This is a genomic window from Actinosynnema sp. NPDC059797, assembly GCF_042732085.1.
Lineage (GTDB): Bacteria > Actinomycetota > Actinomycetes > Mycobacteriales > Pseudonocardiaceae > Actinosynnema.
This window is the reverse complement of record NZ_JBHWIE010000053.1, coordinates 1-16,624: the sequence shown is the minus strand read 5'-3', so window position 1 is coordinate 16,624 and position 16,624 is coordinate 1. Positions and strand designations below refer to the sequence as shown.

At 74.8% G+C, this 16,624-nt stretch carries 13 protein-coding genes; 5 read left to right on the top strand and 8 right to left on the bottom strand.

Annotated elements, in window-relative coordinates:
- Positions 1-25: 25 nt before the first annotated feature.
- Together ACFV4N_RS16140 and ACFV4N_RS16135 are read right to left on the bottom strand one after the other, a co-directional pair.
- A complete protein-coding gene (locus tag ACFV4N_RS16140; RefSeq protein WP_499673308.1) occupies positions 26-1,501 on the bottom strand; it encodes a class I adenylate-forming enzyme family protein in 1,476 nt (491 codons plus the stop codon).
- Positions 1,488-3,038 (bottom strand): NAD(P)-binding domain-containing protein, encoded by a 1,551-nt coding sequence (locus ACFV4N_RS16135; protein WP_499673307.1) that lies wholly within the window; start codon positions 3,036-3,038, stop codon positions 1,488-1,490. The genes ACFV4N_RS16140 and ACFV4N_RS16135 overlap by 14 nt, the downstream gene beginning before the upstream one ends.
- A 63-nt stretch (positions 3,039-3,101) precedes the next feature.
- On the opposite strand from ACFV4N_RS16135, the gene ACFV4N_RS16130 reads away from it, so the two are divergent.
- Complete coding sequence (locus ACFV4N_RS16130; protein ID WP_499673306.1) at positions 3,102-4,610, top strand: aromatic amino acid ammonia-lyase; 1,509 nt, start codon at positions 3,102-3,104, stop codon at positions 4,608-4,610.
- Here ACFV4N_RS16130 and ACFV4N_RS16125 read toward each other — a convergent pair.
- The 6 genes from ACFV4N_RS16125 to ACFV4N_RS16100 all read right to left on the bottom strand — a co-directional run bounded on the left by ACFV4N_RS16125 (position 4,591) and on the right by ACFV4N_RS16100 (position 11,767).
- The gene (locus tag ACFV4N_RS16125) at positions 4,591-6,021 is read right to left on the bottom strand and encodes a sensor histidine kinase (protein WP_499673305.1); all 1,431 of its coding nucleotides are present in this window, start codon (positions 6,019-6,021) and stop codon (positions 4,591-4,593) included. The two genes, ACFV4N_RS16130 and ACFV4N_RS16125, sit on opposite strands and share 20 nt — an antisense overlap.
- Positions 6,018-6,665 carry a response regulator transcription factor gene (locus tag ACFV4N_RS16120; protein ID WP_499673325.1) on the bottom strand — a complete coding sequence of 216 codons (648 nt, stop codon included), beginning with the start codon at positions 6,663-6,665 and terminating at the stop codon, positions 6,018-6,020. Before ACFV4N_RS16120 ends, ACFV4N_RS16125 begins: the two co-directional genes overlap by 4 nt.
- A 262-nt stretch (positions 6,666-6,927) precedes the next feature.
- Positions 6,928-8,013: an NAD(P)/FAD-dependent oxidoreductase gene (locus ACFV4N_RS16115; RefSeq protein WP_499673304.1), complete on the bottom strand. Its 1,086-nt coding sequence runs from the start codon at positions 8,011-8,013 to the stop codon at positions 6,928-6,930.
- A 105-nt stretch (positions 8,014-8,118) separates the two neighbouring features.
- Entirely contained in the window at positions 8,119-10,512 is a 2,394-nt protein-coding gene (locus ACFV4N_RS16110) for an ATP-binding cassette domain-containing protein (protein ID WP_499673303.1), read from the bottom strand.
- A gap of 61 nt (positions 10,513-10,573) precedes the next feature.
- On the bottom strand, positions 10,574-10,984 hold the full coding sequence (locus ACFV4N_RS16105) for a VOC family protein (protein ID WP_499673302.1): 411 nt from the start codon (positions 10,982-10,984) through the stop codon (positions 10,574-10,576).
- 69 nt (positions 10,985-11,053) lie between these two features.
- Complete coding sequence (locus tag ACFV4N_RS16100) at positions 11,054-11,767, bottom strand: GntR family transcriptional regulator (protein ID WP_499673301.1); 714 nt, start codon at positions 11,765-11,767, stop codon at positions 11,054-11,056.
- Between the two features lie 84 nt (positions 11,768-11,851).
- Here ACFV4N_RS16100 and manD point away from each other — a divergent pair, with 84 nt between their 5' ends.
- The 4 genes from manD to ACFV4N_RS16080 form a co-directional block, all read left to right on the top strand.
- Complete coding sequence (gene manD, locus ACFV4N_RS16095; protein ID WP_499673300.1) at positions 11,852-13,060, top strand: D-mannonate dehydratase ManD; 1,209 nt, start codon at positions 11,852-11,854, stop codon at positions 13,058-13,060.
- On the top strand, positions 13,057-14,496 hold the full coding sequence (locus tag ACFV4N_RS16090; RefSeq protein WP_499673299.1) for a mannitol dehydrogenase family protein: 1,440 nt from the start codon (positions 13,057-13,059) through the stop codon (positions 14,494-14,496). The genes manD and ACFV4N_RS16090 overlap by 4 nt, the downstream gene beginning before the upstream one ends.
- A 37-nt stretch (positions 14,497-14,533) precedes the next feature.
- Entirely contained in the window at positions 14,534-15,895 is a 1,362-nt protein-coding gene (locus ACFV4N_RS16085) for an MFS transporter (protein WP_499673298.1), read from the top strand.
- Positions 15,892-16,624, top strand: a 733-nt coding sequence (locus ACFV4N_RS16080) for an alcohol dehydrogenase catalytic domain-containing protein (RefSeq protein ID WP_499673297.1), incomplete at its 3' end; no start/stop codon positions are given. The genes ACFV4N_RS16085 and ACFV4N_RS16080, both read left to right, overlap by 4 nt.

Genomic DNA, 16,624 nt, shown 5'->3' with positions numbered 1-16,624 from the left:
CGTCCCCTGGGTGTTGAGGGGTTTCTCATCCCGTCTCGGTGTACTGCTGGCGCTTGTCCGGCTTGCCGCTCGGGGCGAGCGGTGGTTCGGCGTTCGCGGTCACGCGCGCCGGCGCGCACGCCGCGCCCAGGCGGTCGGCCACCAGCGCGCGCAGCGCCGCCGGGTCGGGCGCCCGGCCGGCGGCCGGCACCACGAACGCGTGCACGGCCTCGCCGGTGTCCTCGTCCGGCGCCGCGACCACGTAGGCCTCGGCGACGTCCGGGTGCTCGGCGAGGACCCGCTCGATCGGACCCGCGTAGTGCAGGTTCGCGTTGACGATGACCACGTCCCGGGTGCGGCCGGTCAGGTGCAGGCGGCCGCCCGGGTCGAGGTGGCCCAGGTCGCGGGTGCGCACCCAGCCGTCCGCGAACACCTCGGCCGACCGCTCCGGGTCCGCCCAGTACCCGCGGGCCTGGGCGGGGGTGCGGACGAACAGCTCGCCGTCGACGCCGACCGGCACCGGCGCGCCGCGCTCGTCGCGGATGTCGACGTCCACCGCGGCCGGCGGGACGCCCACCGAGCCGGGCGGGTCGTCCGGGGTGGCCATGGAGATCATCCCGGTCTCGGTCTGCCCGTAACCGTGGAACACGACCGGCCCGAGCACGTCCAGCGCCTCGCGGTGCCGGGCGGCGGTCAGGGGCGACCCGGACACCATCAGCGCGCGCAGCGACGACAGGTCGGCCGGGTCGCGGCGCTGCGCGGCGACGAGCTTCGCCAGGCGCGGCACGGTGATCACGCTCGACGTGGCCCGGTGGCGGACGATCGCGCCGGGCAGCTCGGGCCGGTCGGTGAGGACCACCGCGCCGCCGGCGGCGACGGCCACCACGGCGTACTCGAACATCACCTGGCTCGACAGCGTCCCGAACACCAGGTGGCGCTCCAGCCGGGGCGCCAGCTCGCGGATCGCGGGCGGCCACGACGCCGGCCGCGCGGCCCACGCCGCCCCCAGCGCGGCGTAGGTCTGCGCGCACGCCTTCGGCAGGCCCGTGCTGCCGCTGGTGTGGATCAGCCGGGCGACGTCACCGGGCCGCCCGCCCAACCGCAGGGGGCCGCTGTCGGCACGGGCCGCGCACAGCGACTCCGCGGTGAGCGTGCGCGGCACCGCACCCGACTCGGTGACCACCGCGGTGGAGTCGGTGACCACCGCGGCGATGTCGAGGCCGAGGAGGTGGCGCCGCTGCGCCTCGGGCAGCCCCGGCCGCACCCCCACCACCCTGGCCCCCACCGCGTGGGCGGCGAGGACGACCGCGAACGCCTCCGGCGTGACGCCGAGCAGGAGCGCGACGCCGTCACCCGGCCCCAGCCCCGCGCCCCGCAGCCCGGCCGCGACCCGCGCGACGAGGTCGAGCACCTCCGCGCCGGTCACCGCGCGGTCGCCGTGTTCGAGCACCGGCCGGTCCGCCGCGGCGTCGAGCGCGTCGAGCACCGCGCGCGGGAACGGCCCGGCCTCACGCGCCGGCAAGGCACTCCTTCAAGAACACGGCCAGCGGCTGCCGGTGCACCTCCGGCAGGTCCCAGCGGTTCTCCAGGTTCTCGGCCAGGTGGTGGGTCGCGGTGAGCACGCCGTCCCGGTAGTGGCGCACCACCGGGTGCAGGTAGCTCGCGTCGTGGGCGTGCTCCGCGTCGTTCTCCGCGACCCGCGGCACCGAGATGTCGAACGGGTCCACCGCGTCGTGGTTCGGCCCGTACTCCAGCGTCGTGACGAACCGGTGCCCGGCCGGGCCAAGGCCGCCGTCGGCGACGTAGGCCACCGGGACCTCCTCCTGGTACCGGGCGGTCCCGCCGTCGACCGTCACCACGTCGCCCATGACCGCGAACTGCTGCCACAGCGCGGAGGACCGGTTCACCCTGGCCACGATCGCGTCGCCGATGGCCTCCGGCGACGCCTCCAGCCCGGTCGACGGCCACGGGACGCCGTGGTGGCGGGCGGCGAGGACGCGGTGCAGGGCGCGGACCGCGTAGCGGAAGCCGTGGATGAAGCCGTTGGTGGACTTCTTGAAGTCGCGCTGCTGGGTGAGCGTGCCCGCGAAGTACAGGCCGGGCACCGTGGTCGACTCGAACGCGGGCGTCTGCTCCGGGAACCGGTCGTCGATCACCAGCGCCGGGCGGCAGCTCTCGTCGAACACCGAGGCGTCGAACCGGAACCCGGTGCACGCGATGACCCGGTCGTACTCCAGCTCCCGCAGCCCCTCGACCGCGCGGGCGTAGCGGAACAGCACCCGGAACCCGCCGCCGGGCCGCGGCTCGATGCGCTCCACCGCGCCGTCGAGGACCGCGTTCTCCGACTTGAGCTGGTAGGTGTCCAGGAAGTTGTTGTTCACCGCGCGCAGGTGCCCGACGTAGTGCGTCTGCCAGGCGAGCCGCACCGAGTGCGGTCCGGCCACGTGGATGACCGCGGCGTGCTCCACCAGCGAGTCGGCGGTCTCGAACCCCGAGTTGCCCTTGCCGATGACCAGGACGCGCTGGTCGGCGAACGACTCCGGGTCGGTGTCGAACGAGTCGTAGCGCTCGACGTGCTCGATGCCCGGGATCGGCGGCACGTGCAGCCGGGAGACCCCGGTCGCCACGACGAGCCGCGCGGCCCGCCACGTCCGGCCGTCGCCGTCGACCACGGCGAACCCGTCGTCGTCGCGGGAGATCCGGGTGACGTCGATGCCGTAGTGCGCCCGGACCCCGGTGGCCTCGGCGAAGTCGGCCAGGTAGCGGACCATGTCGTCGGCGTGGGGGAAGTACCGGCGGCTGTAGCGGGTGAACAGCAGCTCCGGGTCGTCGGACAGCAGCGAGTTCCAGTCCACGCGCAGCCGCTGCTCCGGGTCGGCGTACCCGGAGTGCACCTTGTTGATCGAGATCAGCGTGCGGTGCCTCGGGTAGCGGGTGAAGAAAGCGCCCGGCCCGGCGCTGCGTTCGAGGACGGCGTAGTCGCGGCCGTCGCGCTCCAGCAGGGCGGCGAGCTGGAGGCCCGCCGGCCCGGCCCCGATGATCAGGTAGTCGTGCGCCATGCCCCGGGAAGCTACGGAGCGGATCTCAGAACTCTCTGAGATCGGCCGCCTACCTTCCGTGGCGTGACCACGACCACCCCCGGCGCCGTGACCGGCGCTCCCGTGGACCTCGGCGCGCCGCTGAGCGGTGACGACCTCCATCGTGCGGCACGGCCGCTCCCGGTGCTCGTCGGCCCCGCCGTCTCCGACCGGGTCCAGCGCGGCCGCGAGTTCCTGCGCACCGTGCTCGCCGACGACGACCGGCCCGTCTACGGCGCCAAGACCGGCTTCGGCGCCCTGATCGGCTTCGCCGGCCGCGCCGACGAGGCCGACCAGTGCGACAACACCCTCGCGCACCTCGGCGCGGGCCAGGGACCCGACCTGCCCGCCGACATCGCCCGCGCCGCGCTGCTCGTGCGGACGTGGTCGTTGGCCCGGGGGGTCTCCGGGGTGTCGCCGCACGTCGTCGACGGCCTCGCCGCGATGTTCGCGACCACGTTCGTGCCGGCGATCCCGCGGTACGGCTCGGTCGGCGCGAGCGGCGACCTCATCCCGCTGGCCTACGCGACCCAGGCGCTGCGCGGGCGCGGGCACGCCTACGTCGACGGCGAGCGGCTGCCCGCCGACGAGGCCCTGCGCCGCGCCGGCCTCACCCCGCTGACCCTCGACGGCCGCGACGCGCTGGCGCTGGTCAACGGCACGTCCGTCACGACCGCCGCCCTCGCCCTCGCGCTCGGCAGCGTGCGCGCCTCGCACCGCGCCGCCCAGGACCTCACCTGCCTGCTCGTGGACGTCCTCGGCGGCGACCCCGGTTTCCTGGACCCGCGCCTGATCGCGGCGTACGGTCACCCCGGCGCGGTCGCCGTCGCCGACCGGATGCGCGGCGCGCTCGCCGGCACCGCGCCGAGCGGCACCCGGCCCCTCCAGGAGCCCTACAGCATCCGGTGCTCGCCGCAGTTGCTGGGCGCGGCCGAGGACGCGCTGCGCTACGTGGACGGCGTGGTGGCCGCGGACCTGGGCGGCGTCAGCGACAACCCGCTGTTCTTCCCGGAGGACGACCTCGTCGCGCACGGCGGCAACTTCTTCGGCCAGCCGGCCGCGATCGCCGCCGACGTGCTGGCGATGGTCACCGCGTCGGTGGGCAACCTCGTCGAGCGGCAGCTGGACCTGCTGGTCGACCCGGTCCGCAACACCGGCCTGCCGCCGATGCTGGCCGCGGGCCCGGGTCAGCAGCACGGGCTCCAGGGCGTGCAGCTCGCCACGACCGCGTTCGTCGCCGAGATCCGCCGCACGGCCGTGCCCGCGGGCACCCAGAGCCTGCCGACCAACCTGCACAACCAGGACGTCGTGCCGTTCGGCACCCAGGCCGCGCTGCGGGCCTACGACCTCGCCGAGCTGCTGCGGCTGCTGTGCGGCTCGCTGGCGCTCGGGCTGCGGCAGGCCGTGCACGTGGGCGGCAGGCGGCCGACCGCCCCGGGGTGCGCCGCGCTGCTCGACACCCTCGCGGACGCGATCCAGCCCGTGGACCCCGACCGCCCGCTCGACGCCGACGTGCGCCTGGCCGCCGACCTGGTCACCGGGTACCCGAGCTGACCTCCGGGCCCGGGTCCGGCACGGCGTCGTCCCCGGCAACGGGTTCGGGGGCGGGGGCGGTTCCGGAGAGGCGGGCGGTGTCGAGGCCGGTGTCGAGGCCGGGGGAGGCTTCGGGGGCGGAGCCGGGGCCGGGACCGGCGCTGGGGCCGGTGTCGGGGTCGGCCGCCGGCAGCCGCAGGGTGAACCGGGCGCCCAGGCCCGGGTGGCCGCTCGCCTCGACCGCGCCCCCGTGGCCGGTCACGACCTCCCGCAGCAGCGCCAGCCCCAACCCGAAGCGCCGCTCGGACCCGCCCGGCCCGCCCGGCCCCCCGGACCCTCCCGGCCCGCGGTGGAACCGGTCGAAGAGCCGGTCCGCCTCGGCCTGGTCGAACCCCTCGCCGGTGTCCGCGACGACCAGCTCGACGCACCCGTCCCGGCCCCGCCCGAGGCGCACGTCGATCCGGCCGCCCGCCGGGGTGTGGCGCATCGCGTTCGCCAGCAGCTCGTCGACCGCGCGCCGCAGCGCGGTCTCGACGCCGGCCACCACCAGCGGGCCGGCGGGCCGCTCGACGGCCAGCGCGACGTGCCGCTCCGCCGCCCGCTCGGCCTCCGCCGCCACCGCGGCCTCCGCCAGGGCGGCCAGGTCCACCGCCCGGCCGCCGGGCCGCGCCGACCGGTCGTCCAGCCGCGCCGACAGCAGCAGGTCGTCCACCACGTCGCCGAGCCCGCGGATCGAACCGGCGAGCTTGTCCAGGCCGGCGCGGTGGTCGTCGGGGAGGCGGGCCGCGGCGGCGCGGCGCGCGAGCAGCTGCACCCGCGTGTACGCCCGCGCGATCGGCGTCCGCAGCTCGTGGCTCGCGTCGGTGACGAACCGCCGCTGCCTGGCGAGCGCCTCCGCCAGCGGCGCGACCGCGCGCCTGCCCACCAGCAGCCCCGTCACCGCCGCCGCGACCAGGCCGCAGAACTCCGCGATCGCCAGCGCCAGCAGGAGGTGACGCCGGTCGGCGAGCTGGTAGCGGGTGTCGAACACGGCCTGCACCGCGCTGTCGCCGTCGCCCGGCCGGGTGAGCACCAGGTACCTGGTCCCGTTGCGCGCCACGGTGCGCTCGATCTCCAGGCCCGAGGCCCGCACCGCGTCGAGGTCGCCGCGCAGCGGGAACCCCCGGGGCACCCGCGGCGCCCCGTCGTGGAGCACGTCGCCGACGAGGGTGAACAGCCACGTGCACCCCGGTGGCGTCGACGGCGACCCGTACGAGGCGCTGTACCGCAGCTCCCGCTCCACCTGCGCGTCCTGGGCGCTCGTCATCACGGCGAAGGCGATGCCGCCGACGAACGCGACCAGCGCGGTGATCGCGAGGCCGACCAGCACGCTGACCCGCAGGCGGGTCCGCCGGATGACCGCGCGTTCCGCCTCGGCCCACGAACGGCTCACAACGCCCCCAAGCGGTACCCGAGCCCCTGGACGGTGTGCACCACCGAACGGTCGATCTTGGTCCGCAGGTAGTACACGTACGTGTCCACAATGGAGGGGGCGGGCGCGTCGTGGAAGACCCTCCGCCGCAACGCTGCCCGAGTGTGCACCGTGTTCGGGTGGGTCGCCAGCACCCGCAGCAGCGCGAACTCGCGCGCCGTCAGCGGCACCCGCCCGCCGTCCGGCAGCACCACCTCCCGCTGCCGGAGGTCCAGGTGCCCGGCCCCGATCCGCAGCACGTCGGTCAGCTCCAGCGCGCGCCGGCACAGCGCCCGCAGCCGCGCGCTCAGCTCGTCCAGGTCGAACGGCTTCACCAGGTAGTCGTCCGCGCCCGCGTCCAGGCCGTCGATCCGGTCGTGCACGGTGCCCAGCGCGGTGAGCATCAGCGCGCGCGCCCGCACGGAACTCGCGCGCAGCCGCACCAGCAGGTCCAGCCCGTCGAGGGAGGGCAGCCCGCGGTCGATGACCACGACGTCGTAGGTGCGGGTGAGCCCGAGGTGCAGCCCGCGCTGCCCGTCCGTGGCGACGTCCACGGCGTAGCCCTCGTCGGTCAGGGCGTCGGAGAGCAACTCCACGAGCTCGTGGTCGTCCTCGACCAGGAGCAGTCGGAAGTGGTTGGCCTGCCAGGTCTTCGTGGCGCCCTGCACGTCATCAGAATCCCATTTCCACGTCGCCCGTCAACGTGACCGAAGCGTTGCTCTCTGTGGTCGAGCGATCCTCGGCAACGCGGGTATCGGCACTACGCGGGTACGCCTACCGGGCGCGCGTTCGACAGCGGGTGGACAGCTTCGCCGACCCGTGGGACGTCCGGCGATCCGAAGGCCCGGTGGGCCGACGACCCGACCCGCGACCGTCCGCAGCGGGCGCTCACCCCGTCGCCGGTTCGAGCCTGGTGGTGGGGAACGAGCCGTCGCCGAAGAGCAGGCGCGCGGCGGCGGCCCGGCCGAGCGGGGTGCGCAGCAGCGCGAAGCCCGCTTCGACCGCGCTCCGCTCCCGCACGTGGGACAGGCCGTGGCGCAGCAGGAGCCGGAGGCGGAACCGGGCGCGCAGCGCCGCGCCGTCGTAGTGCCGCAGCACGGAGGCGTCGCCGGTGCGCAGGTAGTCGGCGGTGACGGTCGCGGCCAGCTCCGCCATGCGCAGGCACGGGTCCAGGCCGCCGGCCGTCAGGGGCGACACCGCGCCCGCCGCGTCGCCGACGAGCAGGCCGTCCGGGCAGGCGATCCGCCGCAGGACGCCGCCCACCGGGATCGGGCCGCCGCGGCGGCGCACCGGGCCGGTGGGTTCGGGCGCCCCCGGGAACGCGGCGCGGAACGCCCGCAGCAGGTGGGGCAGCGGCGCGCCGAGCCGGGAGGGCAGGCCGGCCAGGCCGAGGTGCGCGTGCCGCCCGTCGTCGACGAGCCAGGCCAGGTAGCCGGGCGCGAGCCGGGGGTCCAGCACGCAGTGGAACGTCGGCGCGGACGCGGTGGCGGCGACCGGGTGGACCTCCTCGACGCCGGTGATCAGGTGCCGGTTGACGTCGAGGCCGAGCGCCCGCGCGACCGTCGAACGGGCGCCGTCCGCGCCGACGGTGAAGCGCGCCCTGATCCCCGGCGACGGGTAGGACGTGCCCAGGCGCACCCGCGCCCCGGCCCGCTCGGCCCGGGACAGCGCCTCCGCGTAGACGCCGGCCATGTCGGCGACGCGGAACTCGTCGCGCGGGCTGACCAGCTCGACCGGTGCGCGCAGCGACGGCGGGTAGAGCAGGACGCGGCGCACCGCCGGGCCCAGGTGGTGCTTCGGCAGCGCGAAGTCCTCCAGCGTGCGCCGCACGAAGATGCCGGTGGTGCGGATGCCGACGTCGAGGCGGCCGCGGCGCTCGCACACGAGCACGTCGAGACCCCGCCGCGCGAGCAGCCGCGCCGTTTCCAGTCCGGCGAGCCCCGCGCCGACGACGAGCACGTCCACGGTTTCCACACCGGTGGAACGTATCGGCGCCGGCGCGGTCGCGGCGGGGTCGCCACCACACCTCCACCGAACCTCCACGGCTCCTCCACCCCGGGCGGGGGAGCCGTGCCCGGGTCACGCGCCGACGTACTCCGCGAGGTGCTGCCCGGTGAGGGTGGAGCGGGCCGCCACCAGGTCGGCGGGCGTGCCCTCGAAGACGACCCGGCCGCCGTCGTGGCCGGCGCCGGGACCCAGGTCGACGATCCAGTCCGCGTGGGCCATGACCGCCTGGTGGTGCTCGACGACGATGACCGACTTGCCCGAGTCGACGAGCCGGTCCAGCAGGCCCAGCAACTGCTCGACGTCGGCGAGGTGCAGGCCCGAGGTCGGCTCGTCGAGGACGTAGACGCCGCCCTTGTCGGCCATGTGGGTGGCCAGCTTGAGCCGCTGCCGCTCGCCGCCCGACAGGGTGGTCAGCGGTTGGCCGAGGGTGAGGTAGCCGAGGCCCACCTCGACGAGCCGGGTGAGGACGGCGTGCGCGGCGGGGGTGCGCGCCTCGCCCTCGCCGAAGAACCGCTCGGCCTCGGTCACCGACATCGCCAGGACCTCGCTGATGTCGCGGCCGCCGAGGTGGTGGACCAGCACCGAGGCGTCGAACCGCTTCCCCTCGCACTCCTCGCAGGGCGTGGTGACGCCGGCCATCATCGCGAGGTCCGTGTGGACGACGCCGGCGCCGTTGCAGTTCGGGCAGGCGCCCTCGGAGTTGGCGCTGAACAGCGCCGGCTTCACCCCGTTGGCCTTGGCGAACGCCTTGCGGATCGGGTCGAGCAGCCCCGTGTACGTCGCCGGGTTGCTGCGCCGCGAGCCCTTGATGGGCGCCTGGTCGACCGACACGACGCCCGCGGACGCGGGGAGGGAGCCGTGGACCAGCGAGCTCTTGCCCGAGCCCGCGACACCGGTGACCACGCAGAGCACCCCGAGCGGGAGGTCGACGTCGACGTCCCGCAGGTTGTGCGTCGACGCGCCGCGGATCTCCAGCTTGCCGGTGGGCTTCCGCACCGAACCCTTGAGGGACGAGCGGTCGTCGAAGTGGCGGCCGGTGGTGGTGCCGCTCGCGCGCAGCCCCTCGACGTCGCCCTCGAAGCAGACCGCGCCGCCCGCCGAGCCGGCGCCGGGACCGAGGTCCACGACGTGGTCGGCGATCGCGATCACCTCCGGCTTGTGCTCCACGACGAGCACCGTGTTGCCCTTGTCCCGCAGCCGCAGCAGCAGCTCGTTCATCCGCTGGATGTCGTGGGGGTGCAGGCCCGCGGTGGGCTCGTCGAAGACGTAGGTGGTGTCGGTCAGCGAGGAGCCCAGGTGGCGGATCATCTTCACGCGCTGCGCCTCGCCACCCGACAGCGTGCCCGCGGGCCGTTCGAGCGAGAGGTAGCCCAGCCCGATCTCCACGAACGAGTCGAGGGTGCGCCCGAGGTTGGCCAGCAGCGGCGCCACCGACGGCTCGTCCAGGCCGCGGATCCACTCGGCCAGGTCGCTGATCTGCATCCGGCAGGCGTCGGCGATGTTGACGCCGCGGATCCGCGAGGAGCGGGCCTGCTCGCTCAGCCTGGTGCCGTCGCACTCCGGGCAGGTGGCGAAGGTGACCGCCCGGTCGACGAACGCCCGGACGTGCGGCTGCATCGACTCCCGGTCCTTGGCCAGGAACGACTTCTGGATCTTGGGGATCAGCCCCTCGTAGGTGAGGTTGACGCCCTCCACCTTCACCTTCATCGGCTCGTGGTGGAGGAAGTCCCGCAGCTCCTTCTTCGTGAACTCGCGGATCGGCTTGTTCGGGTCGAACAGGCCCGACTCGGCGTAGGTCCGCACCGTCCACCAGCTGTCGGACTTCCAACCGGGGATGGTGAACGCGCCCTCGGCGATCGACTTGGAGTCGTCGTAGAGCTGGCTGAGGTCGATGTCGGAGACGGTGCCCCGGCCCTCGCAGCGCGTGCACATGCCGCCGAGCCGGTTGAACGTCGCCTTCACGGACTTGGTGCCCGCGCCGCGCTCGACGGTGATCGCACCGCTGGCCCGGACCGTGGCCACGTTGAAGGAGAAGGCGTTGGGCGAGCCGATGTGCGGCTGCCCGAGCCGGCTGAACAGGATGCGCAGCATCGCGTTGGCGTCGGTGGCGGTGCCCACCGTGGAGCGGGGGTCGCCGCCCAGCCGCTGCTGGTCGATGACGATCGCGGTGGTCAGCCCTTCGAGCACGTCCACGTCGGGCCGCGCCGGCGTCGGCATGAAGCCCTGGACGAAGGCGCTGTAGGTCTCGTTGATCATCCGCTGCGACTCGGCGGCGATCGTGCCGAACACCAGCGAGCTCTTGCCCGAGCCCGAGACGCCGGTGAACACCGTCAGGCGGCGCTTCGGGATCTCGACGCTGATGTCCTTGAGGTTGTTCACGCGCGCGCCGTGCACGCGGATCAGTTCGTGGCTGTCGGCAACGTGCGGCGCAGGCGACTGCGCGTTCGTCCTCGTGGCCGTGCTCATCGTGTCCCCATCTCGTCGGGCGGAGTCGCCTGCGGGCGGTGCGTGGGTGGATCCAACCAGGTCAGCGTCGCTGCTGGACGCGGACCAGGTTGCCGGCGGGGTCGCGGACGGCGAGGTCGCGGACGCCGTAGGGCTGCTCGGCCGGCTCCTGGGCGATCTCGGCGCCGGCGGCGCGCAGCCGCTCGAACAGGCCGTCGAGGTCGGTCGTGGCCAGGACGACGCCGGCGTAGGTGCCCTTGGCCATCATCTCGGTGATGGTGCGGCGCTCGGCGTCGGTGACGCCGGGGTCGGCGGCGGGCGGTTCGAGCACGATGGACGTGTCCGGCTGGTCGGCGGGCCCGACCGTGATCCAGCGCTTGCCGTCGTACCCGACGTCGCCGCGCACCTCGAAGCCGAGGGCGTCGCGGTAGAAGGCCAGGGAGGCGTCCGGGTCCTGGTGGGGGAGGAAGCTCGCGTGGATGGTGATGCCCATGGCCGTCACGCTAGGCGCGGGTCCGGGCCGGCGCTTCTCGATTCCTGACCGATCCGCCGGCCACCGCGGTCACTCCCACACGACGACGTTGCGCCTGGTCGGCAGGGACGCGGAGTTGGACGAGAACAGCTCCGGCGACCGGGCGCGGATGCGCTCCACGTCCTCGAACACCGCCCGCAGGTGGGCCCGCATGGCCTGGCGGGCCAGGGCGGTGTCGCCCTCGCGCACCGCCCGCAGGATCTCCACGTGCTGGCCGGCGAACTCGGCGGGCGACGGCGCGTCGTACAGGCCGAGCCGCCGGGCCCGGTCCAGGTGGCCCTTGGCGGCCACGACGGTGGTCCAGGCGTTGGCGTGGCCGCTCAGGCGCAGCAGGCCGTGGTGGAACGCCTCGTCGAGCGCGAAGAACTCCTCGCGGTCGATGTCGGGCCGCCGCTGCCGCGCCAGGTTGTCCTCCAGCTCGGCCACCAGGTCCGGGTCCAGCTCGGCCGGCAGGTCCTCCAGCGAGGCCAGCTCCACCGCCTCGCGCAGGAACTGGGCGTCCGCGACCTTCTGCGGGTCGACCCGGGACACGAACGACCCCACCTGGGGGAAGACCTGCACCAGGCCCTCCTCGGACAGCAGGATGAGGCTCTCCCGCACCGGCGTGCGGCTCACCCCGAGCGAGGCGGCCAGCTCGTTCTCCGACAGCGCGGAGCCGGGCGGCAGCTCCATGGTCAGGACCTTGCGCCGGAGCGTCTCGTAGACCGCGCGGCGGTTGGACTTCTTCCCGTCTGCTCTGACCACGACGCCCATCATAGAGTCCTTGACAGGCTGGCCGACGGATACTTGTATACAAGCACCGGTCCGCCAGTGTTGAGGAGCCTGCCAGTGAGCACGATCGAGCGCGCCGAGGTCCTCGTCGCCTCACCCGGCCGCAACTTCGTCACCCTCCGGATCACCACGTCCGACGGGGTGACCGGCCTGGGCGACGCCACGCTCAACGGGCGCGAGCTGGCCGTCGCGTCCTACCTGCGCGACCACGTCGCGCCGCTGCTCATCGGCCGCGACCCGGCCCGGGTCGAGGACACCTGGCAGTACCTCTACCGGGGCGCCTACTGGCGGCGCGGCCCCGTCACCATGACCGCCATCGCCGCCGTCGACACCGCCCTGTGGGACATCAAGGGCAAGGTCGCGGGCCTGCCCGTCTACCAGCTGCTCGGCGGTCGCTCCCGCGACGGCGTCATGGTCTACGCGCATGCCAGCGGCAACGACACCGCCGAGCTGCTCGACGACGTCGCCCGCTTCCTCGACCAGGGCTACCTGGCGGTGCGCGCGCAGGCCGCCGTGCCCGACGTCGGCGGCAGCTACGGCGTGCGCAAGGGCAAGGTCTACGAGCCCGCCGCGTCCGCGCTGCCCGACGAGCAGCCGTGGAGCACCGAGGCCTACCTGGACTTCGCGCCGACCTACCTCGCCGCGGTCCGCGAGCGGTTCGGGTTCGGCTTCCACCTGCTGCACGACGTGCACCACCGGCTGAGCCCCATCGAGGCCGCCAGGTTCGGCAAGGCAGTCGAGGACCTGCGGCTGTTCTGGATGGAGGACCCGACGCCGGCCGAGAACCAGGAGGCGTTCCGCCTCATCCGGCAGCACACCACCACGCCCATCGCGGTGGGGGAGAACCTCACGTCCATCTGGGACGTGCAGCACCTGATCACCGAGCAGCTGATCGACTACGTGCGGACCACCGTCGTGCACGCGGGTGGCATCACGCACCTGCGCCGCATCTTCGACCTCGCCGCGCTCTACCAGGTGCGCACCGGCTCCCACGGCGCGGGCGACCTGTCCCCGGTCAGCATGGCCGCCGCGGTCCACGTCGACCTGGCCGTGCCGAACTTCGGCATCCAGGAGCACATGGGTCACGTCGACGGAGTGGACGAGGTGTTCCGCACCGGCGTCCGCTTCGCCGACGGGATGCTGCACCCCTCCGAGGAACCGGGGCTCGGCGTCGAGTACGACGACGAGGCCGCGGCCAGGTTCCCCTACGAGCCCCGCTACCTGCCCGTGGCCCGCCGCCTCGACGGCTCGGTCCACGACTGGTGACCGCCGTGGACCGGCTCACCCTCGCCACCGCCGCCCGCCTGCCCGGAGCCCTGCGGCCCGCCGTGGACCCCCGCGACCTCGAACCGAGGGTCGTGCACCTCGGGCTGGGCGCCTTCCACCGCGCCCACCAGGCCGTCTACACCGAGACCGCGGCCGCCCGGACCGGCGAGCCGTGGGGCATCGCCGCCGTCGCGCCCCGCTCCCGGCACGTCGTGACCGCCCTGCGCGAGCAGGACCACCTGTACTCGGTGACCGACCGCGAGCCCGGCGGACCGCGCGTGCGCGTCGTCGGCTCCCTCGTGCGCGCCCTGCACGGCGGCGACGACGCCGACGAGGTGACCGCGCTGCTCGCGGCGCCCACGACGACGGTCGTGACGCTGACGGTCACCGAGAAGGCCTACCACCGCCGACCCGGCACGACCGAACTGGACACCGCCGCGCCCGCCGTCGCCGCCGACCTCGCCGCCGACCGGCCCGCCACCGCCGTCGGCCGCCTGGCGCACGGCCTCGCCGCCCGCGCCCGCGCCGGCGGCGCGCCGATCTCCGTGGTGTCGTGCGACAACACCGCCGGCAACGGCGCCGTGCTGCGCGGCGTGGTCCGCGGCTACGTCGAGTCCTCGCCGTGGCCGGACCGGGAGCGCGTGCTGCGCTGGCTGGACGAGTCGGCCGCGTTCCCGTCCACCGTGGTGGACCGCATCGTGCCGGCCACCTCGGCCGCCGACGAGCGCGCCGCCGCCGACGCGCTGGGCCTGCGCGACGCGGCGGCCGTGGCCGGCGAGCCCTACCGCCAGTGGGTGCTCCAGGACCGCTTCGCCGCCGCCCGGCCGGCGTGGGAGCACGACGGCGCGCTGCTGGTCCCCGACGTGACCCCCTACCAGCTCACCAAGCTGCGGCTGCTCAACGGCTGCCACTCCGCCCTGGCCTACCTCGGCGCGGCGGCCGGCTGCGCCACCGTCCGCGAGGTCCTGCACACCCGGTGGGGCGAGCGGTTCGTGCGGGCGTTCGGGGCCGAGGTCGCGGCGACCCTGCCGCCCGGCGGCCCGGAGCCGACCGCCTACGTCGACGAGCTGGTGCGCCGCTTCGGCAACCCGGCCATGCGCCACGAGCTCCGGCAGATCGGCTCGGACGGCTCGCTGAAGGTCCCCGAGCGCTGGTTCGACCCGCTGCGCGCCCTCGACCGCGCGCCGCTGCTGGAGCTGGCCCTCGCCGGCTGGGTCGCCTCGACCCGGCCCGGCGACGACGGACCGGTGTTCGGCACCACCGACCCCCTCGCCGACCGGCTGGCCGACCCGTGGCACGACCGGCTCGCACCGGCCGACCTCGTCGCGGCGCTGCTGCGCCTGGTCGGCGCGCCCGACCTGGCCGACCGCGCGGACCTCACCGCCGCGGTCGCCGCCCACCTGCCCGCGCTGCGCGCCGGGCGCATCGAGTTCTGACCCCACCCCACCGCCCACCCCAGCAACGGAGCACAGGATGACGGGCACCCCCACCACGGCGCCACGCCCGGCGAACCGCACCACCCGCGACCTCACCCGGGCGGCCGTGTCCGGCTGGCTGGGCACGGCCATGGAGTTCATGGACTTCCAGCTCTACTCGCTGGCCGCCGCGATCGTCTTCAACAAGATCTTCTTCCCGGACGTCAGCCCCGCCGTGGGCCTGATCGCCGCCATGGCCACCTACGGCGTCGGCTACGTGGCCCGCCTCGTCGGCGCGATCTACTTCGGCCGGATGGGCGACCGCATCGGCCGCAAGAAGGTCCTGTTCACCACCATCGCGCTCATGGGCGCGTCCACCACGCTCATCGGCGCGCTGCCGACCTACCAGACCGTCGGCATCCTCGCCCCGATCCTGCTGGTGGCGCTGCGCCTGGTCCAGGGCTTCGGCGCGGGCGCGGAGATCGCGGGCGCGACCGTCATGCTCGCCGAGTACGCGCCGGTCCGCCGCCGCGGCCTCATCGCCTCCCTGGTGTCGCTGGGCACCAACTCCGGCACGCTCGCCGCGTCCGGCCTGTGGGCGGTGCTCATCGCGGTGCTGTCCGAGGAGCAGCTGATCTCCTGGGGCTGGCGCCTGCCGTTCCTGCTCAGCTTCGTGCTCATGGTCTTCGCGGTGTGGATGCGCCGCAACCTCAAGGAGAGCCCCGTCTTCGAGGAGCGCGCGGACGTCGTGGAGGGCGTGGCGCTGTCCCGCGAGGAGGTCGCGAAGGACAGCGCCCTCGAAGCGGGCCTCAAGCAGCGCAAGGGCAAGGCGTTCTTCCTCGCCCTCGGCCTGCGGTTCGGGCAGGCGGGCAACTCAGGCCTGGTGCAGACGTTCCTCGTCGGCTACATCGCCGGCACGCTGCTGGTCGACCGCACCGTGCCCACCTCGGCCATCGTCTACGGCTCGATCCTCGGCTTCGCCACCGTGCCGCTGGTGGGCCTGCTCGGCGACCGCTTCGGCCGCCGGCCCGTCTACCTCGCGCTGACCGCCGCCTCGATCGCCTTCGCCTTCCCCATGATGCTGATGATCACCAGCGGCAGCACCGCCGCCGTCGTGGTCGCCATGGTCCTCGGCCTCAACCTCGCCGTGCTGGGCCTGTTCTCCCTGGAGAGCGTCACCATGGCCGAGCTGTTCGGCGCGCGCACCCGCTTCACCCAGCTCGCCCTGGCCAAGGAGATCGGCGGCATCCTCGCCACCGCCGTCGGCCCCGTGCTGGCGGCCACGCTGACCGCCGTGACCGGCCACTGGTGGCCCATCGCCGCGATGCTCATCGCCTACTCGCTCATCACGCTCGTCGCCACCCTGCTCTCGCCCGAGACGCGGGGCCGCGACCTGGTCCGGCTGGAGGACGCCGCATGAGGGCACTCGTCGTGCACGGCCCGGGTGACGTGCGGGTCGACGAACGACCGGACCCGGTCGCGGGCCCCGGCCAGGTGCTCGTCGCCGTCGAGTGGGGCGGCGTCTGCGGGTCGGACCTCTCCTACTGGAAGCACGGCGCGTCCGGCACCGCCGTGCTGCGCCGGCCGCTGGTCCTCGGCCACGAGGTCGCCGGCCGCGTCGCCGCCCTCGGCCCCGGCGTCACCGGCGTCGAACCCGGCGCGGCCGTGACCGTCCACCCCGCCACGCCGGAGGGCGACCTGCCCGGGCGCCTGGCCGGGCGGGACAACCTCAACAGCCGCGTCCGCTACCTCGGCTCGGCGGCGTTCGACCCGCACACCGACGGCGGGTTCGCCGAACTCGTCGCGGTGCGCGCCGACCAGGTCCGCGTGCTGCCCGCCGGCGTCGGCACCCGCCTGGGCGCGCTCGCCGAACCCCTGGCGGTCGCGCTGCACGCCGTGCGCCGCGCGGGCGACGTCGCCGGTCGCACCGTGCTGGTCAACGGCGCGGGCCCGATCGGCTGCCTCGTCGTCGCGGCGGCCAGGTCGGCGGGCGCGGCCCGGGTCGTGGTGGCCGACATCGCGCCCGAACCCCTCGCGGTGGCCCGCGCGCTGGGCGCGGACGAGGCGCGCGACCTCGGCTCGGGCGACGCGCTGCCCGAGGACGTCGAGGTGGTGTTCGAGGCGTCCGGCGTCCCCGCCGCGCTCGGAG

Bases quoted from the DNA above. Each gene is read 5' to 3' on its own strand.
- ACFV4N_RS16135 (WP_499673307.1), bottom strand. From the start codon at position 3,038: ATGGCGCACGACTACCTGATCATCGGGGCCGGGCCGGCGGGCCTCCAG.
- ACFV4N_RS16110 (WP_499673303.1), bottom strand. From the start codon at position 10,512: ATGAGCACGGCCACGAGGACGAACGCGCAGTCGCCTGCGCCGCACGTT.
- ACFV4N_RS16085 (WP_499673298.1), top strand. From the start codon at position 14,534: ATGACGGGCACCCCCACCACGGCGCCACGCCCGGCGAACCGCACCACC.
- ACFV4N_RS16105 (WP_499673302.1), bottom strand. From the start codon at position 10,984: ATGGGCATCACCATCCACGCGAGCTTCCTCCCCCACCAGGACCCGGAC.